The following is a 22003-nucleotide window of genomic DNA, read 5'->3' as shown; positions in this document are numbered from 1 at the left end:
CTGCCACGTCTTATCAGGCCTACAAGTTCAGTGCTGTGTGTCGGTCGGATAAGGCGTTCACGCCGCATCCGACAATAACAGCGTTGCCTGATGCGACGCTGCCGCGTCTTATCAGGCCTGCGAGTTCAGTGCTGTGTAGGTCGGATAAAGCGTTCACGCCGCATCCTACAATAACAGCGTTGCCTGATGCGACGCTGCCGCGTCTTATCAGGCCTACGAGTTCAGTGCTGTGTGTCGGTCGGATAAGGCGTTCACACCGCATCCGACAATAACAACTTTGCCTGATGCGACGCTGCCACGTCTTATCTGGCCTACGAGTTCAGTGCTGTGTAGGTCGGATAAGGCGTTCACGCCGCATCCGACAATAACAACTTTGCCTGATGCAATTACTCTTCGCCGTTAAACCCGGCGCGATTCAACAGGAACTGTGCCAGCAACGCCACCGGACGACCGGTTGCGCCTTTTGCTTTACCAGAACGCCAGGCTGTTCCTGCAATATCCAGGTGCGCCCAGTTGTACTTGCGGGTAAAGCGCGACAGGAAGCAACCTGCGGTAATTGCCCCGCCAGGACGACCGCCAATGTTCGCCATATCGGCAAAATTGGACTCCAGTTGTTCCTGGTATTCGTCACCCAGCGGTAAACGCCATGCGCGGTCACCGGATTGTTCAGATGCAGCAATCAGCTCATGGGCCAGCGGGTTATGGTTCGCCATCAGACCGGTAATGTGATGACCCAGCGCGATAACGCAAGCACCGGTCAGCGTCGCCACGTCAATCACCGCTTCCGGCTCAAAACGCTCAACGTAAGTTAACACGTCGCACAGTACCAGGCGGCCTTCGGCGTCGGTATTCAGCACTTCTACGGTTTGACCGGACATGGTGGTTAACACATCGCCCGGACGATAGGCACGCCCGCCAGGCATGTTTTCGCAGCCTGCCAGCACGCCGATAACGTTAATCGGCAGTTGCAGTTCCGCGACCATCCTCATCACGCCATAAACCGCCGCCGCACCGCACATATCGTACTTCATCTCATCCATGCCTTCTGAAGGCTTGATGGAGATACCGCCGGAGTCGAAGGTTAAACCTTTACCGACCAGCACGATAGGGCGTGCATCTTCCGACGCGTTGCCTTTGTACTCAATCACCGACATCAGCGATTCGTTTTGCGAGCCCTGACCGACTGCCAGATAGGAATGCATCCCCAGCTCTTTCATCTGCTGTTCGCCGATAACGCGGGTAATAACATTCTTGCTGTAGCTGTCAGCCAGCTGGCGCGCCTGAGAGGCGAGGTAAGCGGCGTTACAGATATTCGGCGGCATATTGCCGAGATCTTTTGCTGCTTTAATCCCGGCGGCAATCGCCAGACCGTGCTGGATCGCGCGCTCCCCGCTGGTCAGTTCGCGGCGGGTCGGCACGTTGAACACCATTTTACGCAGCGGACGACGCGGTTCGCTCTTGTTCGTTTTCAGCTGATCAAAACTGTAGAGTGTCTCTTTTGCCGTCTCGACAGCCTGGCGCACTTTCCAGTAGTTGTTACGGCCTTTAACGTGCAGTTCAGTCAGGAAGCAGACCGCTTCCATCGAGCCAGTATCATTCAGCGTATTAATGGTTTTCTGAATCACCTGCTTGTACTGGCGCTCATCCAGCTCACGTTCTTTACCGCAACCAATAAGGAGAATGCGCTCAGAAAGCACGTTCGGCACATGGTGCAGCAACAGCGTCTGCCCCGGTTTTCCTTCCAGTTCGCCTCGGCGCAGCAGGGCGCTGATGTACCCATCGCTGATTTTATCGAGCTGTTCTGCAATCGGAGAAAGGCGACGTGGTTCGAAGACGCCCACGACGATGCAGGCACTCCGCTGTTTCTCCGGGCTACCGCTTTTTACACTAAACTCCATGCACTACGCTCCTGAATCTTAAAGACAACGGCGGTGGCTACAGATAGAATTGCAAGCTTTCGTAACTCATGTCCGCTGTTGCGATGACTTCGTGTTAATCTTAACGTTATTACGGCATTGGCACGTCAGAACAAAATCTGAGAGGTGAATCCGTTGAGTATAATTATCTTAGCGACGATTTCGACGACTCAAGAGAATAAATGACGTTTAAGCCATGAAACAAGCTAAAATCCTGCAAAAGACGAGTTTTTACGGGCGTATTTAAAGTGATAATCATAAGATATCTGGTGCGGGAGACGCTCAAAAGCCAGCTGGCGATACTCTTCATCTTGCTTTTGATCTTCTTCTGTCAAAAGTTAGTGAGGATCCTCGGCGCAGCGGTTGACGGCGATATTCCGGCGAATCTGGTGCTCTCCCTGTTGGGGCTGGGCGTGCCGGAAATGGCGCAGCTTATCCTGCCATTAAGCCTGTTCCTCGGGCTGCTGATGACGCTGGGCAAACTGTATACCGAAAGTGAAATTACGGTAATGCATGCCTGCGGCCTGAGCAAAGCGGTGCTGGTGAAAGCGGCGATGGTTCTCGCGGTGTTCACGGCGATTGTCGCGGCGGTTAACGTTATGTGGGCGGGGCCGTGGTCATCGCGCCATCAGGATGAAGTGCTGGCAGAAGCGAAAGCTAACCCAGGCATGGCGGCGCTGGCGCAAGGGCAATTCCAGCAAGCGACTAATGGCAGCTCAGTGCTGTTCATCGAAAGCGTTGACGGCAGCGATTTCAAAGATGTGTTCCTCGCGCAAATTCGACCAAAAGGTAACGCGCGTCCTTCCGTGGTGGTGGCCGATTCCGGACATTTAACGCAACTTCGCGACGGATCCCAGGTCGTCAGCCTCAACCAGGGAACGCGCTTCGAAGGCACCGCACTGTTACGTGATTTCCGCATTACGGACTTCCAGGATTATCAGGCGATCATTGGTCACCAGGCGGTGGCGCTCGACCCGAACGATACCGACCAGATGGACATGCGCACATTGTGGAACACCGACACCGATCGTGCCCGCGCAGAACTGAACTGGCGTATCACGCTGGTATTCACTGTATTTATGATGGCGCTTATGGTCGTACCTCTGAGCGTGGTTAACCCGCGTCAGGGACGTGTCCTGTCGATGCTGCCAGCCATGCTGCTATATCTGCTTTTCTTCCTGATCCAGACCTCCCTTAAATCTAACGGCGGTAAAGGTAAGCTGGACCCGACGCTGTGGATGTGGACCGTTAACCTGATTTATCTGGCTTTGGCGATTGTTCTCAACCTTTGGGACACAGTACCGGTCCGCCGACTGCGCGCCAGTTTTTCGCGTAAAGGAGCGGTGTGATGCAACCTTTTGGTGTTCTTGACCGCTATATCGGTAAAACCATTTTCACCACCATCATGATGACGCTGTTCATGCTGGTGTCGCTCTCCGGCATTATCAAGTTTGTCGATCAGCTGAAAAAAGCCGGGCAGGGGAGTTACGACGCGGTAGGCGCGGGAATGTATACCCTGTTGAGCGTGCCGAAAGATGTGCAAATCTTCTTCCCGATGGCGGCCCTGCTGGGCGCGTTGCTCGGGCTGGGGATGCTGGCGCAGCGCAGCGAACTGGTGGTGATGCAGGCTTCTGGTTTTACCCGCATGCAAGTCGCGTTGTCAGTAATGAAAACCGCCATTCCACTGGTTTTGCTGACGATGGCGATTGGCGAATGGGTCGCGCCGCAGGGCGAACAGATGGCGCGTAATTACCGCGCGCAGGCGATGTACGGTGGTTCGTTGCTCTCTACTCAGCAAGGTTTATGGGCTAAAGATGGTGACAACTTTGTCTATATTGAGCGAGTAAAAGGTGATGAAGAGTTAGGTGGTATCAGTATTTATGCCTTTAACGAGAATCGTCGTCTGCAATCCGTTCGCTATGCCGCTTCCGCGAAGTTTGACCCTGAACATAAAGTCTGGCGTCTGTCGCAGGTTGATGAATCTGACCTGACCAATCCAAAACAGATAACCGGTTCGCAGACGGTGAGCGGCACCTGGAAAACCAACCTCACGCCGGACAAACTGGGCGTGGTGGCGCTGGATCCGGATGCGCTCTCCATCAGTGGTTTGCACAACTACGTGAAGTATCTGAAGTCGAGCGGTCAGGATGCCGGACGTTATCAGCTCAACATGTGGAGCAAAATCTTCCAGCCGCTATCCGTGGCGGTGATGATGCTGATGGCGCTGTCGTTCATCTTTGGCCCACTGCGTAGCGTACCGATGGGCGTTCGCGTGGTCACCGGTATTAGCTTCGGTTTTGTGTTCTACGTACTGGACCAGATCTTCGGCCCGCTGACGTTGGTTTACGGCATCCCGCCGATTATCGGCGCACTGTTGCCAAGCGCCAGCTTCTTCTTAATCAGTCTGTGGCTGTTAATGAGAAAATCGTAACTTGATGAATGAATAAAGGGAGCTAAAGCTCCCTTTATTATTGTTAGCAAAGTGGCGTTGGCCTGATAAGCGTAGTGCATCAGGCAAAGGCAAGCTGGTGTGAGAGAACACAAACAGCGCCTGACTTACCTTTTTCTCCCTCCAAGCAAACTCCCCAGCACACCGCGTACAATCTGATTCGTCACCTGGCGGGCGGCGCTTTTCGCCATTGTTTGCACCACGCCATCTTTCTTCCCGCCGCGTGGTCCGGTAGTGCCAAACAAAATATCCTTCAACCCACCCAGAATACCGTCATCTTCACTTATCTCTTTCCCTTTGGCCGGAGGGGTATTTTGCTGCTCGGTACTTGCCTGTACGCCTTTTTGCAACATCTCATAGGCGGATTCCCGGTCCACGTCATCTTCATACTTGCCATACACCGGGGAGTGATTAATCAAGCCATTACGCTCATCTTCTGTCACCGGCCCCATCCGTGAACAAGGCGCGATCACCATCGCACGCTCTACCACAGAAGGGCTTCCTTTCGCATCCAGAAAAGAGATCAACGCTTCGCCGGTTCCTAGTTCCTGAATCGCCTTTTCCGTATCAAATGCAGGATTAGGTCGCATGGTTTGCGCTGCCGTCTTCACCGCTTTCTGGTCTTTCGGTGTAAAGGCGCGCAGAGCGTGCTGAACACGATTTCCCAACTGCCCAAGCACGTTGTCCGGAATATCAGAAGGGTTTTGCGAAACAAACCAGACGCCTACGCCTTTTGAACGGATAAGCCTTATTACCTGTTCAATCTTATCCAGCAACACCTGCGGCGCATCGTTAAACAACAGATGCGCTTCGTCAAAGAAAAACACCAGTTTCGGTTTATCCAGATCGCCTGCTTCCGGTAATTGTTCATACAACTCTGAAAGCATCCACAACAGGCTGGCGGCGTACAGTTTTGGCATCTGGTAGAGTTTTTCGGCGCTAAGGATATTGATAACACCCTTACCGTTGGCATCGGTACGCATCCAGTCTTTGATATCCAGCATCGGCTCGCCAAAGAAATGCGTCGCCCCTTGCTGTTCCAGCGTCAGTAATCCGCGCTGGATGGCACCAACCGATGCGCTACTGATATTACCGTACTGATTCTGGAATGATTTGGCGTTATCACCGATGTATTGGGTAATCGCCCGCAAATCTTTAAAGTCGAGAAGCAACAATCCCTGATCGTCAGCAATACGGAAAATGATATTCAGGACGCCAGATTGCACATCGTTGAGATTCAACAAACGCGCCAGCAACAACGGCCCGAGATCCGATACCGTTGCCCGCACTGGATGACCTTTCTCACCAAAAATATCCCATACCACCACTGGATTAGCATGTGGTTGCCAGTCGTTGACGCCGATATTTTTCAACCGAGCGAGCAGTTTTTCCGAGGTAGTACCTTCTGCCGCAACCCCGGTCAAATCACCTTTTACATCGGCCATAAACACCGGAACGCCGATTTCTGACAGAGATTCCGCCAGTTTTTGCAGCGTGACAGTTTTACCTGTCCCCGTTGCGCCAGTAATCAGTCCGTGACGGTTAGCCATAGCGGGTAATAAAAACAGTTCTGTGTCCGGCGTGCGGGCAATTAAACGTGGTTCGCTCATGAGATTTCCTCCAGTTCCCTGTCTGGAGTATAGGCACGGTTAAAAAGTTTTCACCACTAAATTCAGCCGATTGCGAGATATCTTAAAGGCCTGGCAGAAGCGACCCAACAAAGTCTCCGCAATTCATAATTGTAGGCACCGCACCTTGCCAGAAGTTGGTCTGATTATCGCGAATACAGGTGTCACAGTGACCACTGCTGCGCGGCGCTACCTTGGGCAACCACGCGGCGAATCACCTTATGTTCGGCAAGTAGCGGATATTGCGAAAATCCCTATTCGTTATTGATTATCGACATGCTTTTGTCGTTCTTTGGTGTTGCCCGAGAAGTGTAGAGCACGGCTGAGCGGGGTCTGGAGTGTGACAAAGGTTACATATCGCTGAAGACAACGCTGAAATTTTCAGCACTTAGCGAGGCAGGCACAAGCTGGCGCTTGCATGGCGGCGCGTGACAGGTATAATCCACAACGTTTTCCGCATACCTCTTCAGTGCCGAAGTGGCGAAATCGGTAGACGCAGTTGATTCAAAATCAACCGTAGAAATACGTGCCGGTTCGAGTCCGGCCTTCGGCACCACATCGTATGCAAATCGAGTCGCTCAAGGGCGGCTTTTTTTGTGTCTGAAATCCAGTAGTTATCTACTTTTTTCGCTATTTTAACTCTCTCAGGGGCAACCTATATCAACGTACATCTACCAACACATGTTGGTATAGATGATGGTATTTCCGGTTCGATAATGCTTGTACCAACAGGGAGGGGATAAGCATGGCGTTAACAGATATAAAAATCAGAACAGCCAAGCCAACGGATAAGCAATACAAACTGACCGATGGCAGCGGTATGCACTTGCTTGTCCATCCTAATATTAGCCGTTTGACTATGCAAAAATCAGTCTGGGTAATATTTAGCGTATATGTTTAATTAATATACAACTAATCAACCAGCTTCCAACGTGGAGCTGGTTGATGGATTTGACCCGCCATCTCTGGATGTGTTTTGTGTACGGATAGGCAAAGATACAATTTTCAAATTGCTTGTAATAAATGTCTCAAAGAGACTATAGATATCAGCGGATTGCTTTTATAGAATAGGTGTAATCTTACTTTTGAGAACATGAAGTTATGAGCGCAATCACATTACGTAAAGCGTTGGGTGTACTTGCGAAGTCATCTTCGTTTTCCGTCACCACCGTTACACATCGCCAGAAGGACGAGTTCGACCAGTTGAAAGAACAACTCTTTGTAAAACAAGAGATTGAGACTGAATTACAACGTTATTTAGAAATTGCTAAGTCTGGCGAAATCATTTTTCTGTGCGGTAGTAGCGGGGATGGGAAGTCCGAGATTTTAACCCGTTGCCAATCAAATCCGCGTTATCAGCGGCGATTTAATTTTCATCTGGATGCAACGCATAGCTTTGCCCCGCGACAATCAGCCATTGATGCTTTGAATGATTTATTTGCGAATCATCATCAGCAATCATCTCCATTGCTCATTGGTATCAACACCGGAATGCTCGCTAATTTTGCTAGAGAAGGAGCTAAATGCCATCAGGTGATCCGATCGGCTATTGACTCATTTTTATCGGCGCAGCACGACGCAAGCCGCCCTTACCGTAACGAGAATTGTTCTTTTTTTGATTTTGAACACTACCCTAAATTTCAGTTTAACGAAAATAAAAATTATTCACCATTTATTAAAACTTTATTAGATAACTTAACTCGCGATCATGATAATAACTTATTTCAGGTTATTTTTCGGCGCGATGAATCAGTTAATCCAGAGCTAAAAGAGGTCGTGAATTTTAAATTGCTTTGCATGCCTGGCGTGCAGAATGTATTAATTACACAACTCTTTAAAGCTCGATTAATTAAAGACCAGTTCGTAACTACCAGAACACTGTTGGATTTTTTGCATCACCTGCTGACGGGACCTGGCTACTTATTTGATAACCTCTTCACCGGTGAAGAAAATGATTTGATTGAAAAAGTTTGCGATTTTGATCCCGCTAGATTGCACACTTATGAACTTGATCAGTTTGTTCTGCGCTATGAACTGGGACTGGTTGACGCTGAGCTAGATGATTTTTTAGTCGCACTTGAGTCGTTGCATATTAAGTTTGATCGCCAGTGCGTTAAGCCAGGCGATGCAACTTCATTGATCCGGCTTTTTTGGCTGCTACAACACGAATCATTGGGAAATGATTATCATCGGAAATTTTCCGCGTTCTTTAACGAGTCGGTGTTTGAACGTTACTCAGAAATCTGGCACTTGCATAGAAATTACACAGCAGATCCAGAGCAAAAAAGATCACTGAATCGCTTCTATGCATTTGAACTCATCGCGGGTATCCAGCGTTATGCGAACCGCAAAGCGCCTGAATTAAGTATGCAAAAAGAAGAGTTCTTTTTGGGTGAATTTGGTGGGGTTAAAATAACCGCGCCGGTAGAGGTTAAGCCTAATTGGGATGCCATCCGCAATAAACATACTGCCCATCCAACCGGTTTCGATGTCTATTTAAAAGTGGGGGAAAATCCACTGCCGCATATCCATATCGGACTTAATCTTTTTGAACTATTGGACAAACTGAATAATGGCTATCGTCCGAATAAATACGATAAAAACGCTATTGTGTTACTCGATGAAATTGTTGAGTTGATTGCAGGGCAGGCTAAATTCAGCCGCGAAATCAAATTTTATGACGGCGGACAACGGGTTTATCGTGCAAAGGCTGATGACGATATGATCACTATTAGCGGTATGGAGGGTTAGCAGAATGTACCCTATCGCAACTGAGTTAAAGGTGGGTAACAATCAACTGGATAGCTACCTGCCAGTACGCAATAAAAATAATGATGTTAACTGGCAATTTGTTACTGGCCTGGTCCTTAGCTATGCCCTGAAACGCAAAATCGAAGCCTACGATCCTGACCAATTCCGTGAAGATTGTAAAATACATATGCAGGAGTTGCTTGATGAGCCTGCATTCTGGTCCGTGCTGGAACGGATGTATTTTTCCAGTCAGGATATTTTCCGTGTCTCCCCACTTTTTTTACTTTTTCACGCCCAGTTTAATGGTGAAAAAATAAGTGCGGGCTCAACGGCAGATAAACGACTTGGCACGTTGTTTGCCAATTTAATGGGCGATTTCAGCCTTCGTTACCCTATACAGGACAGACTGAATTTCATTGAGCAGCAAATGCTGAATAAGCTCAATGAAAAGATAATGCTGTTGGGGAAAGGACCGTTTGCCGAGGAGCAACCGTATCTTCCGTATATGGTAAAGTGTTTTCAGTCTGATCTGGCATTTCTGGCAGAACATCCACAGTACCTTTTACAGGAATTGACCAACACCCTACGCTTGTACGCTTTTAGCTGGTGCGCTCAACTGGCGCTCAATATTGACAATTGGCAGGATGGCGAACCACAAAGCAAATCGCTTTTTTTTATCCTTGATAGCGAAAAAGCCAGCTCTGAACGGGAAAAGGTGAAACGTTATGGCTATAAGCTGTTTGCCAGCCAGAGTGAAAAACTGTTCCCGGTGCTCTCTGCTCTAGAGGTTTTGCAGTGGGGAAAAGGACAGAAAAAGCGTCCGTTATGGCAGATTTATCAAGACACTCTGAATGATTCAGACTCATCTGCCCGAGTACTAAATGACCTTAATGTTTATTTGCAGGATTTTATTGTGGATCGAGGCCTCCCACTTCGTGAACGCGCAACAAACCTGGAAAATGCCTTCAAACAGCTATTATCCGTTGCCGTAGAGCAGTTCCAGGGTAAAAAAACTGACCGCGCAACGGTAAATCGTAAATACGTTAATGAGCTGGAAAACCATATTTGCACTGACTTCATTCAGGTGCGTGGTCGGGCAGGGAAAGTGCTGGTGCTGAATCAGGATCGTCTTCTGTTGCTGACCAATCTCACCGTGGGCAAAAATGACAAACTCCGCCTGCATGAACTGCTGCGTGGTTTTGAACAGCGCGGTTTTTATCTGGATAACCAGTCGGCGCAAACGCTGGTGGCGTTTTATGAACGCATGGGAAATGTAGAGCGAATGAGTGATAGTGGAGACGCAGTGTATGTCCGTAAAACAGTATGAAACCTATCTGGCAGAAACTTTTATTGAATGGGTAGGTGGCATCATTCAGCCCGGCGAGCGCTACCAGTTCAAATCTCCCGATCCCGATAATGCCTTAAAACTGTGGGAAGCATTCGTCTCTCTGGCGGACGGCAATCAGTTGGAAATTGCGCCAGGGCAATATATTGATTGCCTCTCCTGCAATGGTGTTCAGCTTATTCCTGTACTGCACGGAGCCGAGGTCCCAGCATTCACAGAAAACTACATTTCTCATTTGCGCGATGAAGTTGCAGGGCGCAGCGGCGTTTTTGCTCAAACAGCGCTGTTGATTATTCACAACAGTATGCTCGATACCCTGATTAATAGCACGAAAGATGTGGCTGCACCGGATGCTATCTGGTATCCAGAAACTTTCAGTCATCAACTGGAGAAGCTCATTACCACTGACAGTAACCGTTCGGAATTGTCCCGCTGTTTGCTGGAGGATCAACTGGCAACGGTACTGGATGAAGGCGCGACCGTATTTGGTTTCTCGTCTTTGTATCGCTTGCTGGATGATGGAAATCTGGATTTCTCCGAGCTTCATTTGTTTAAAGATGATGAACTACTGAACTATAGCCGGAAGCAACTACGCACCCGACTGAATGAAAACCGGAAATTGTATCGGCAGATAGAAGATTGTGTTGAACGCTATAGTGGACAGCTGGAGAATGTGCTGCCTGAGTTTAGTACAAAATTTATTCAGGAGCATTTTTACGATAAAAATGACTGGCGTGAGCTCGATTTCTCTGACTACAGGAAAGAGAAAGAAGATAACATCAAACAAAAACTGGTGCTGGAGGACGTTTCCGTCAAAAACGGCGAGATTTGGCAACGGGCGAAAAGCTCTAGTAAGGCAGGTAAACGTGACATCAGTCTGCTGGTGCAGGTGCAGCCGGGGAAATCAACTGCTGAGCTGGAGTTCCGTTTTCAGGGTAGTGATCTTCAGGATCATCAGATAAAGATTGCCCACAATCGCCAATTAAAGAATGTACCTTTCTGGAGCACCAGTCGGGCGGGCGGCAAGATTTCCCGCATTAAGGCATCGGTGCCTTTTGACGGGCATCCCTGCTTCTTTAGTCTCGAGCTGATCAACCGCAATCATTCAGCCGAAGAGTATAAATTTCGCCTGTTGTTAGTCGAGCAGGGACAATTCTGGCTAAACGATATTCAGCACTTCTACCGTGTTGAGCCAGGTAAAGATCAAATAACCCTGCAACTGGAAGATAACACGCTTCGTATTGCCGAGTCTGGTAACCTGATCTATACGTTGGATGACGGGAATGAAGACATCGACTGCCAGCATTATGCTCAGGTGAATTTTGAGACGCTGGCAAATCAAAGTGACTTGGTTCAGTTTGCGCTCGTTTCCGGTGATTCCCGTCTGTTGTTTAACATCGAGGGGCCTGGAGCAGAAGAAGGGTTAACGCTGCCGTTGCTTTTTGACCAAAGTCGTTTCAATAAGTTGTTCAAAGAAGAGGGCAATGCAACCTGGAACCGATTAAAAAGTCGCATCATACTCGATAATACTGAACACCAGGTCGTCGGAGTACGCCAGCAGTTGTTGATGCAGGAAGCCTTATTAATTGAGCAACGTTTGCTGGGGACGGGAAATGACGATAGCGAGTTTGCGCTGGATGAACTCCTTGCCAGCTATCCTGATCTCCATAACGCCTATGAGCAGTTATTTGCCTACTATCATCGTCGTAACACCCTGCCGAGTCTGGTATCGTGGTCAGCGGAATATCGCACACTGGTCAGGTACATTGTTACTACGTTTGAACAGTCACTCCAGCAAATCGGCCTGAGTAGAGCGCTAACAGCGCAGGAAAAACGTCTTCTGCATCTTGGAATCTGCCGCAATGATAGCCATGAGCGCATCTCACCACTGCACCCATTAGTGCTGGCCTACCATCTACAACTGGCAGACGCTATCGTTACTGAGTCGGAACAGAACGATTCGGCTTCATTTGCCACACTACCACCGATCACTCTTGATCGCCTGATGGTTTCCGGTTTAATGCCGTTTGTTTACCACAGTGAACATGAATACGCGCAACTACAGCCGGTGGAAGAAAACCGCTTCTGGATTGATGTGGTTCCTCAGCGGAAAGTTAGCCATGACTATGTTAAACGTCTGGTAAAAGACAAACTCAATGAGTTCACGGACGCTTACGCCCGATTGTTCCAGAGCACTGAAAACAGTGCATTGATTATTAACGCCATTAATCAAGGGAACGCCAAAGAACTGTTTCTGGGATTAGTAGAATATTTTAAGCAAGAAAAAGAGCACGCTATTTCGGTTCATGTGAACTGCTACGATGAACGTTTGCTACCCAATATGTTCGATCACTTTGCCGAAAGTGGTAGTTATGAGCAGCTTAAAAACGATCTCGATCTGAACAGTGGCGTATGGCGAGCTGAAGCCGATATGTTGATCGATCTGCTGCGTAGCCGGTTAACGTTCAGCAAGTTTGTCCTGCCGTCAGAAAGCGACAAGCTGGCCTATGCTCATCTGGCATTTTTCACTAATACAGCACCTGTGGATTGTCGCCAGATCCGCATTGAAGATGCGTCCAGCGGAGTATTGTGTCATGGGTTGATTGCTGGGGAAGGTGCTGAAACACAGGGGGATGCTTACTTTACCGCGTTTGGACTGCGTGATGTGGATACTGAGCCTTACTGCGCCCTGCGTCTTGCCCGACTAATCGGTTGCCTGTGGCAACCCGCACGTCAAAGTAACAACCAATATCATGGACAAGGGATCGGCCTGGCTGTGAGTGGCAATTTTAAACAGCTACTCAATTACTCCTACAATAGCGCGCTCTGGACCACCATTATTGATCCAAAAGTCACTCTCGACTTTTTCACCAGTCAGAAAGATGTGGTGCTTATCCACTATTCTGACCAGTACACCAGTTGCGCAGGCTACGATGCCGTCACCGTCACGAAGCAGGTTGATTTGTTCCTGCGGTTGCTCCAGACCGGAAGCCCGTTAGGGCAACCTGCTATTGATAGTCAGCATTTGCTGGCTGAATTTAATGCCTTTAACGGCGAATGGCTGCTGAAAATGCTGCGCTCCAGTGAAAGAGAGCGTAAAGAGAAGCACGGCATTATAGGTGCGTACAAATTTGTGCAATCTATGTTGCAGCAGTCCGATATTTGCTGGATTCCGTTATCGGTGGCCGAAATGATCCGCGTGTCCGGGAATGTCGGACTGAAAATGAAAGAGAGCGATTTGTCGAGAAATTTACAGGGTTATCGTAAAGGTGCGATCTCTGATGATGTGCTCTTTGTTGGTTTCAAAGAAAACCGCCTCTATCTGTTGCCGCTGGAAGTTAAAACTGGGGCGCGGCCTGACTACAGCTATGCGGGCCAACAGGCTCGTGAGCTGAAACGTTATTTACAGCAGGACATTCTGGAACCACAAACGCTGGCATCACAATTGTACCGGGCGCTCTTTATTCGTCAGGTGCTGATGCAGGTGGAGAAACTGCGTCTGTATGGTGTGCTGGACAGCAACAAACTGGCTCCCTTGCTCGAGCGATGCGAATGGTGGTTAACGGGCGACTATCAGTTAGGTGAGTTGACCGATTATGCGGACGGCTTCGTCGTGGCGCATGTGGACAGCGCAACCTGCTTCGATCTCTCTTATAAAGAGACAGCGGAGAATATCTTACAGATCGAAATCCCTTATTCACTGCTGCCTTCGTTGATTGCTGCTCAGGGGGATGAACCACCGCTGGCAGAACGTTACCGGGTGCCGGAAAAATACCGGCTTAAGCCAGAGTGTGATGCCAGTCCGACACAACCCGAAGCCGTGGTAGAAGTCACCACGCCGACTACTGCACAACTCGTTTCGGAACCAGAGTCGTTACCGCCTGCTGTACCGGCGGCAACCCCTGATATTCGCGATACTCCATTACAGATCCTGTTTGGTTATGATGCTGCGCGTCAGAGCCCGTTACATTGGGAGCCAACCAACACCGCCAAGTTCATGAATACCAATACCGGCATTATTGGAACGATGGGCACCGGTAAAACCCAGTTTACTAAATCGCTGGTCACACAGTTGATGCGTAATCAGTCCTGTAATGTTGATGGTAAACCTATCGGTCTGCTGATCTTCGACTACAAATCAGACTATGTGGACGAGGCTTTTCTTGATGCTACGGGGGCCAAAAAGTACAAATTATTTAAGCTGCCCTACAACCCCTTATCTCTGTTTGGCGACACGCCAATGTTACCAATCCATACCGCTGGTGGACTATCAGAAACGATGGCAAAAGCCTATGGATTGGGCCATAAACAGCAGCTCAAATTAGAAAATCTGATTTTAGAATGCTACGAAGCTGCAGGCATTTCGCCGGAAGATCCGACAACATGGTCAAGGACTGCGCCGACGATTGAAGATGTATGGCAGCGCTTCCTCGATCAGGAAAAGGTTGAAGAGGATTCGCTTTACGCAGCACTTTCTAAACTGGCGCGTTACAAGATATTCGAGACCATCCCGGAGAATATGACCAGCTTGTACGAATTGATTGACGGCGTCACCGTGATTGAACTGGCTGGTTACCCGCCAGAAGTTCAAAACTTGGTGGTCGCACTCACTCTGGATCTGTTTTACGCGCAGATGCAAAAACGCGGTAAACCGGTGGTGCGGGGAGATTATCGTCAGCTTACCAAAATGATTCTGGTGGACGAAGCCGATAACTTTATGCGTCAGGATTTTTCCAGTCTGCGTAAGATCCTTAAAGAAGGCCGTGAGTATGGCGTCGGTGCGATCCTGTCAACGCAGGAGATCACTCACTTTAAGACCGGGGAAAATAATTATGCCTCCTATATTTTAACATGGGTGATCCATCGTGTTTCTGAGATTCGGAATGCGGATATCAAGGCGGTATTTAACGTCGATGATAAAGGTGAGCAGGAGTCTTTGATGGGGCAGATTCGGCAGCTTGAGAAGCATTTTAGCCTGTATGTGGATGGGGACAAGCGGGTTAAGAAAATGCGGGATCGTGCATTTTGGGAGTTAATTAAATGACGATTATTGAAGCTATCATAAATGTATTAAAGGAACATGGAAAACCTTTGTCACATAAGGATATTTATGATTGCATCATAAATAAAGAGTATTATTCATTTGGTGCAAAAGATCCTGTGGCAGTAGTGCGGGGGGAAATTAGAAAACATTGCTATGGCATTGATTTTCCTAGTGCATCACCACGAAAAATATTTATTGAAGTTAAATCTGTAGGGCAATCAAAGCCATTATACGACCTATGGCAGGGACAAGCATCAAATGCTAGCCCTCTTAAAATTGAAAAGGTAACAAAAGATCAACTACCAGAAGAGATAATTCATGGGAAGTATCTTGAGCATATTAAAACTATTAAAGAACAATTGCTTGATGCTATTAATTCTTCGGATCCAGCTTTCTTTGAGAGACTTGTTGTTACACTTTTGTTAAAAATGGGTTATGGGTGGCACGAGTCTGAGGCAGGCAAGGTTGTTGGTGGCGCTGGGGATGAGGGCATAGATGGAATTATTAATGAAGATAAATTAGGTTTGGAAAAAATATATATCCAAGCTAAAAGATATAATAGTAAAAAGGTACCACCTAGCGAAATTAGAGAGTTTATTGGTTCGATGAACCAAAAAGGAGCACATAAAGGGGTATTTTTTTCATCTTCATGTTTTACCGAACAGGCAATTAATAGTGCAGAAAAAGCACAAGGCATGAACATCACTCTTGTTGATGGTGAACAGTTATGTGAATATTTAGTCCAAAATGGCATGGGGGTTGCGAAGGTAAGTACATATGAAATCTATGAAATAGATAAAAATTTCTTTGATTTATAATGTTAATATAAAATGGGGTGCCACCCCCATTTTATTAAATTTGTTTTTTTTATCTCGTCCTTAAAATCTCTTATCTTATTGAAAAAACTGTCCTTTATCGTGTCTAATTCGTTTCTTATTTTTTCAATTTTACCTGAAATCTCCTTGCATTTTTCAGTATTGGGACTTTCATCGCTTGTTTCAAAATCTATTATAAGTTTCCTTAGCTCTACGGTTTTTTCCTTATAACTATCTACACATTTTTTAGGTTCAAAAGCGCCTATTGATTGTAAGAGGCTGGAAGCCATGTTTTGTTTTTCAAAAGCAGGGTAAACCTTTTCAGAGGACTGTTTTTCTTTATCACTAAAGCCTTCCTCTAATGGTTTACTACCAGGATCGCTCAATGTTGTATACTTTCTGTGTTTGTTCGAGGCATATAATCCTACAGCATCGGAAAATAAGCAAAAACAATCGAAGGCTTTATATAATAGATCTACTTCTTTTTCATAAACTTTGCTACGAGCAGTTTGATTAGGTGTTTTAAAAAAATATAACAGGTTAAAAGTATTATTGCCACGGAGCTAATTAAACTTCCTATGGAGGTCACGTAATCTACCCAATCTTTGCTGGTAACTATTTCTGTTAGTTCTTTAATCTGATCGAAAGTAATTTCCATTTTATTTCCTTAATTGCCAGTGCATAACGCACTGGCATGATAGTTATCATTACAATGAAATTAAAAAGTCTCTTAAATTTCGATGGTTTCTAACAGAAGCGATTCCATCCTCAACATGTGCTGCCCATGCTTTAATTATCAATTTTTGGTCGAGATTAGGATAAAGCATCTTTAACACCAGTTCTGTAGCTTGCAGTGTTTCCCCAAGCCACGTAATTTTATCCAGCACTAGCGAGCCATCCAGCTTCTTACTATCCCGCTCAGGCGAATAGCGAAACTCACTCTCCACCGAGCGAAAAAATGCTAGTCGAGCCGCGACATTGGGCGTAATTCCAGTATATCCCTTTAACTTCTTGAGCTGATCTTCGGTCTGACGACTAAGCACCATTCGATTTGGGAGCATTAGACAGCCTCCTTGGTTAATTCCCAGAAATAGCCAGGCTTCAGCGCAGATGATTTAGTATGCGCATTAAACACAATCTCATAAGCATGAGAAATATCATCACGCAGTTGATCGACGAAATAACGCTCGTCCACTTCAGTATCGGTGGATAGCAGCACAACCTGATGGCTGGCCTCCGGGAAATAATGATTAATCAATTTATCCCGATGCTGAGAATCCAGACGCCCTAACGGCGTATCAATAATCACCGGGAAATCACGCCCAGAGGTTTTTGCCAGCGCCTCAAGAATGGCAATCGCATAAATCTGCTTTTCACCCGCAGAAAGCAGCTTACGATTAATCACCGAACCCTTTTCATCCACCAGTTCAACATCAAATGTCTGCGGATTTATGTGCGCATTAAGCTGTAAATCCTCTTTACGAGCCAGCTTGTGGTAGGCAATTTCAAAGTTAGCAGATAATTTTTTCACTCGCGCCTGCGTAAGTACATCGCTGTAGTAATCGAGCAGGTTAATGGTTTCCTGCGCATTTTTAAATGCGCTGCTCAAACCATGTTGGCTACGGGTGATGTCATGTGCTTTCTGTACCTGACGAACACAGTCCAGTTGCTGCTGTTTCGTCCGTTTAGCCTCTTCCAGCAGTGAGCGGTATTTTTGCCGCTGTTTTTCACGCTTATGGTCGAGCTCGCGTAATGCTGCAAAGAGATCCATTAACTGCTCGTCTTCCGGGGCACGAGCAATATTAGCTGCGGCCTGCTCCAGTTGTTGTTCAATATCTGCTAATTGTTGGCGGTACATATCAAAACGCTGCCATGCTTTTTTGCTGTCTTGCTCAATGGACTGCTGGAGCATACCGGCTTCACGTTCAGAAATATCAAACAGCAAATCACCTTTTGGTTTGGCTGCCATATATGCTTCCAAATTATTGGTAATCGCTTCGGTAGCAATGGCTCTTGTACTGCTTTCACTGCTTGAACGGAACGCAATATCATTTTTGAGTTGAGTTAAAAATTGATTTAACTCCGTCTCAAAATTTTTCGCCTGCTTGATCTGCGCTTCATTGGCAATTTTTTCCAGCAACCGCGACAACGTATTAGGCGCTAACGCATAGGGCAACGATCCATCGCATTCCTGTCGTAACGCTTTTTCCAGACGCTCTTTTTCTTTTAACAGCGTTTCAACTTTCTGTTTTTCCTGTGCTTTGGACTGGGCAAATGCACCGCCCTGTGCATTTAACAATCCCTCATGGCGAATAATGTCCTGGGATAAAAATTCAATCCGCGAGTTGACGAAGTCGGCCTCTTCCAGCAATTTCTCAGCCTGACGGGCAAGCGTTTTAATCTTTGTCTCAAGCGCTTCGACCTGCTGTTGCTGGGAGCCACCTAACTGTGCGGTTTGTTGGCGTTTGACAAAAATCATCAGGTCATTTTGCAGTCTGGCGATCAGATCCAGTCCTAACAAACGACGCACTGCTGTACGCAGAATATTGCCGGATTCATCTTCCGCCAACTCCGCAATCTTCTCTCCATCAAAAAAGAAAAGATCGGCAACACCGTGAGGAATTAATTCATTCAAAAACCCCTGGCACTGGTCATAACTGAGTTCACTTCGCGGTTGTCCATCCTGCTGCAAAGAGAGGCGATCTTTCTTTCCTTTCTTCCAACTACGCGTGACGGTGAATTCAGTCTCATGACCGTTTTGATTGTAGGTAAAGGTCAGTTCTACTGCGGCCTCATCCGGACGCTCTGCTGTATACGTCCCGCTGTGCACCAGTGCTCCGAGATGTTCAACATACTCCTGCTGCTGCATTGCCGGGCCAAACGCTAAACGCCCATACAGTGCCAGTCGAATTGCCGACAAAATAGATGTTTTCCCTGCACCATTTAAACCACCAAATAGAACAATCGGGCGAGGATTTACTTCATGCGGACGCTTTCTTGGAGCAAGGTCAATTGTGTGAGTACCGTTAAATACTCGAAAATTATGTAACACTAATTGTTTAATGAGCACGTTCGTTTTCCTCCTCGACCAAAACAGAGGATTCACTGGCGTCTACAATTCTGCGCTGTAGAACCTGAAGTTCAGCTTCCAGCTTGGTGACTTCTTCCTGATGAATATCCCGGTCGTTACGTTTTTGTAGTGTTGCTTGTTGCTGTTGGATCTCTTCGAGGCTGCCCCAGTCCTGTTTTAGAATGGTACCAAGCTTGTCAAAAATCCCCTGACGACGGCTTAACCCTTCCATTGATACTTCCAGTTCAATTAGCTTCATGACCATCTCGGGTGCAACATCAAACCCCTGAGCTATCTGTACCAACAAATCTGCATCGCTGGCATCAAAGCGTGATTGATCATCAACTACCCAGTCCAGATCCCGTTGATACACCTCGCGGTAAATCCCCGGCAACGTATCGTACCAGTCTGGCTCATTAGGATCCTTCAACCACTCTTGGCGGATAGCGTGCAGTTCCGGCTCGGTGATTAACGTAATCGTGTGGCCCTGGGCGTTTAAATCACGCTCAATTTCCAGTAAGTCTTTTAACCATTGCTGGCGATATTTGAGCCAGTAGGGGCCAGGAACATGCTTACGCTCTGCACTGCGATCTTCACCGTCTTTAGCGTACTGATAGCTCACCTTACCGGTACGGCGTTTATAGTTGCGATAGGTGTCTTTATTCACCGGATCGGTGGTAAACGCCAGCAGATCACGATATTTCAGCAATGGCGACATCCACTCTTCGCCATTTTTGATCAGACTTTCCATCGCTTTATCTTTGGTGACTACGGTACAGGTCCAGCATCCAAAGCGAGAGTTCCCGCAAGAGGGGGTACTTTCGTCTATTACCAAGGGACACTCACCCTGTGCGGAAGAGTCCATATACAGCGTCCACAGAGGACGATTGTTTCCACCCCACGGGCTTTCCCATTCGTCGATATCTTCAGGAGCATAGCGGAACGCGCCGCGCAGCAGTTTCCAGACGTCTTCTACATCCCAGGTATCAATAGGGGTATAGATAAACGCATTTGCCAGTGTGGTATGCCGGGCCAAGCGTGAGCCATCAATTTTGTGCTTTGCGATGACCTGCGCACGGGAGGCACTCTCACTACTACGTGAGCCGAGGACAACAATCACTTCATCAAACTGGCTGATCTTTTCTTTAATAAAGTCGCTCACCGGATTGATTTTCATACGCTCGGTACACCAGCGAAAACTACGGGTTGGGGCCGGATAACCTTTCCCCAGTAAATTGACCCAGAAGGTTTCATTAGTTTTAGGCGTTACCGCATGTTGAGTGATCGGCAGGCCATTACGTTTTGCGCCTGCCTCAATCTGCAACATCGTTTTCTTAATTAAATCTACTACTACTGGGGTTTCCACCAGCGTATCGGATGACACTACAAAAACATCTTTGCTGCGCATTTCCGGGGGCAGGCCAAGCAGGGCCAGATACACTAGCGTGATCACGGCGGAAGAATCTTTCCCACCGCTATAGCCAATTACCCACGGACGCTTATCCGTACAATAAATTCTCTGAACCTCGGCAACATATTCGGCCAGAGGGCGTCCAGCGAACTGCTCCTGATTAATAAAATCTTCGTATTCGGCCAAATCATAGGCCTGAACTAATTTACTCATAAGACAACCATTTGAGCTTCAAGCTCCTGTTCTTCAGGAGTGAGAGGAATTGAGAGTGCGTTTTTTAGCGCATTGCAGGTGAGCTGGATCGCCGTACTGGTTTTGCTCAACTTGCCGTGCTGCATCGCACGTTTGATAAGATCCGGATTGTTTCTGCGCCAGTTAAACGCTTTGAGTGCAGCAATTTTATCAGGCCACTGCTCAGGGTAATCTGTCAGCAGTGTATACCCCAGTTGTCCGAGTGCCTGCAAACCAATACCGTGAGCATGAACATAGTCCTGACGTAGTTGAACCGGTGAAACTTCCTTTTTTGCGGCTAACTGCCAGTCCGGCATTACATGATAAATAGCCTGCCAATAGCGAGTTGCTATCTGGGTACATTCTTCAAAATCGCTCTCTTTAGGATCTTTTCCCAGCAACGCACGGGTAGCTTGTTTGATGCTGCTTAACGTAAATAATTTATTTGACCGCTGACTGATACTGGATTTTTCCAACTCAGTCATTCCGACAAACGGCTCTACGGACATTGCCAGATAACGCGCCAGATTTGAACTGGCATCCCGATGATCATACAACGATGCCAACGATGGGCTGGGACGAATAGCATATTTATTCAGATCGGCAAACATCTGTTGGCTGCGTTTTAATCCTTCATCGACAAAAAACAGCACAGGAATGTTATCCTGCCCCAGTTCCGGGCGAGCGTCTAAAGCGTCTTCAATCGCTTTACGACGATGCTGACCGTCGTTGATCAAGATTTGTGCGTCCATCGGTACACATAACGTCCCTAGATTATTCGTGCCGGGAAACTCATCAAACTGGACGTCAACGGCAATGGACGCTGTTAGTGCAGAGAATACATAATCTTTGGGGTTTTCAAGAAGATAGCGCACCATTTCGGGGATGCGAGATTTATTGAGGGTGCGTTGCGCCCGCAACTCCGGGGGGACATCATTTTCATCAAAGCTAAAAATTTTGGGGATGATACGCATCGGGCATGTGGCAATGTAGAAGGGGCGACCCGCCTGAATGCCACGTATAGCCGGAAACGAGTAGCAGTAGTCTGCATCAACACTAGCCATGCTGTAATCCGTAAAAAATTAAATGAATTTGAGTTACGTGATATTTTACGTAACACTGGATAAAAATTACAGCTTTTTTACGTAATAAATTGCGTACTATTTTCAGATATACCCGCTAATTAGCTTTATACTTAATACACTCGTACAGAAATGGTGTGTTCTGCAGAACACTCTCTTTCCCTGGGGACAATGGCTGTTGTAACTCACCCAGCAGTTTTGTCAGCACTGAAGTGGCACACTGAATTTGGCCACCTGAACAGAGGTGATATGCTCACCTGA

Annotated in this window: 14 protein-coding genes, 1 tRNA gene and 2 pseudogenes; 9 read left to right on the top strand and 8 right to left on the bottom strand. The window is 47.4% G+C overall.

Features of this window, described 5'->3' with window-relative positions:
* Positions 1–386: 386 nt before the first annotated feature.
* The gene (gene pepA / locus FEK66_RS04370; RefSeq protein WP_000397144.1) at positions 387–1898 is read right to left on the bottom strand and encodes a leucyl aminopeptidase; all 1512 of its coding nucleotides are present in this window, start codon (positions 1896–1898) and stop codon (positions 387–389) included.
* Between the two features lie 153 nt (positions 1899–2051).
* Here pepA and ytgA point away from each other — a divergent pair, with 153 nt between their 5' ends.
* From ytgA to lptG, 3 genes are all read left to right on the top strand, one after another.
* The gene (gene ytgA / locus FEK66_RS25900) at positions 2052–2102 is read left to right on the top strand and encodes a protein YtgA (protein WP_211180521.1); all 51 of its coding nucleotides are present in this window, start codon (positions 2052–2054) and stop codon (positions 2100–2102) included.
* Positions 2103–2164: 62 nt separating this feature from the next.
* Complete coding sequence (gene lptF, locus FEK66_RS04365; protein ID WP_105290081.1) at positions 2165–3265, top strand: LPS export ABC transporter permease LptF; 1101 nt, start codon at positions 2165–2167, stop codon at positions 3263–3265.
* Positions 3265–4347 (top strand): LPS export ABC transporter permease LptG, encoded by a 1083-nt coding sequence (gene lptG / locus FEK66_RS04360; RefSeq protein WP_105290080.1) that lies wholly within the window; start codon positions 3265–3267, stop codon positions 4345–4347. The genes lptF and lptG overlap by 1 nt, the downstream gene beginning before the upstream one ends.
* Before the next feature lie 125 nt (positions 4348–4472).
* Here lptG and FEK66_RS04355 read toward each other — a convergent pair whose 3' ends face one another.
* The gene (locus FEK66_RS04355) at positions 4473–5975 is read right to left on the bottom strand and encodes a helicase HerA-like C-terminal domain-containing protein (protein ID WP_130206088.1); all 1503 of its coding nucleotides are present in this window, start codon (positions 5973–5975) and stop codon (positions 4473–4475) included.
* A gap of 109 nt (positions 5976–6084) precedes the next feature.
* Positions 6085–6271: pseudogene (locus FEK66_RS04350) on the bottom strand (alcohol dehydrogenase); the annotation flags it as partial.
* A 193-nt stretch (positions 6272–6464) separates the two neighbouring features.
* Between FEK66_RS04350 and FEK66_RS04345 the strand changes: the two are divergent.
* The 6 genes and pseudogenes from FEK66_RS04345 (at position 6465) to FEK66_RS04320 (ending at position 15951) form a co-directional block, all read left to right on the top strand.
* Positions 6465–6549 (top strand) — tRNA-Leu (locus tag FEK66_RS04345).
* Between the two features lie 189 nt (positions 6550–6738).
* Positions 6739–6846 (top strand): annotated as a pseudogene (locus FEK66_RS04340) (Arm DNA-binding domain-containing protein); the annotation flags it as partial.
* A gap of 248 nt (positions 6847–7094) precedes the next feature.
* Positions 7095–8744 carry a DNA phosphorothioation-dependent restriction protein DptF gene (gene dptF / locus FEK66_RS04335; RefSeq protein ID WP_135495110.1) on the top strand — a complete coding sequence of 550 codons (1650 nt, stop codon included), beginning with the start codon at positions 7095–7097 and terminating at the stop codon, positions 8742–8744.
* Between the two features lie 4 nt (positions 8745–8748).
* Complete coding sequence (gene dptG, locus FEK66_RS04330; protein WP_138211416.1) at positions 8749–10071, top strand: DNA phosphorothioation-dependent restriction protein DptG; 1323 nt, start codon at positions 8749–8751, stop codon at positions 10069–10071.
* Positions 10052–15133: a DNA phosphorothioation-dependent restriction protein DptH gene (dptH, locus tag FEK66_RS04325; protein ID WP_138211415.1), complete on the top strand. Its 5082-nt coding sequence runs from the start codon at positions 10052–10054 to the stop codon at positions 15131–15133. Before dptG ends, dptH begins: the two co-directional genes overlap by 20 nt.
* Positions 15130–15951, top strand: coding sequence for a restriction endonuclease (locus FEK66_RS04320; protein ID WP_000152409.1), 822 nt, complete (start codon positions 15130–15132; stop codon positions 15949–15951). The genes dptH and FEK66_RS04320 overlap by 4 nt, the downstream gene beginning before the upstream one ends.
* A gap of 2 nt (positions 15952–15953) precedes the next feature.
* Here FEK66_RS04320 and FEK66_RS25895 read toward each other — a convergent pair whose 3' ends face one another.
* The 5 genes from FEK66_RS25895 to dndB form a co-directional block, all read right to left on the bottom strand.
* Entirely contained in the window at positions 15954–16334 is a 381-nt protein-coding gene (locus FEK66_RS25895) for a hypothetical protein (protein ID WP_240782953.1), read from the bottom strand.
* Between the two features lie 321 nt (positions 16335–16655).
* The gene (dndE, locus tag FEK66_RS04310) at positions 16656–17009 is read right to left on the bottom strand and encodes a DNA sulfur modification protein DndE (protein ID WP_000937305.1); all 354 of its coding nucleotides are present in this window, start codon (positions 17007–17009) and stop codon (positions 16656–16658) included.
* Positions 17009–19018: a DNA sulfur modification protein DndD gene (gene dndD, locus FEK66_RS04305; protein ID WP_135495109.1), complete on the bottom strand. Its 2010-nt coding sequence runs from the start codon at positions 19016–19018 to the stop codon at positions 17009–17011. Before dndD ends, dndE begins: the two co-directional genes overlap by 1 nt.
* On the bottom strand, positions 19008–20642 hold the full coding sequence (gene dndC, locus FEK66_RS04300) for a DNA phosphorothioation system sulfurtransferase DndC (RefSeq protein WP_135495108.1): 1635 nt from the start codon (positions 20640–20642) through the stop codon (positions 19008–19010). Before dndC ends, dndD begins: the two co-directional genes overlap by 11 nt.
* A complete protein-coding gene (gene dndB / locus FEK66_RS04295) occupies positions 20639–21724 on the bottom strand; it encodes a DNA sulfur modification protein DndB (protein WP_000179015.1) in 1086 nt (361 codons plus the stop codon). The genes dndC and dndB overlap by 4 nt, the downstream gene beginning before the upstream one ends.
* Between the last annotated feature and the right edge of the window lie 279 nt (positions 21725–22003).

The organism is Escherichia sp. E1130 (genome assembly GCF_005781065.1).
GTDB lineage: Bacteria > Pseudomonadota > Gammaproteobacteria > Enterobacterales > Enterobacteriaceae > Escherichia.
This window is presented reverse-complemented; position numbering and strand designations above follow the sequence as displayed.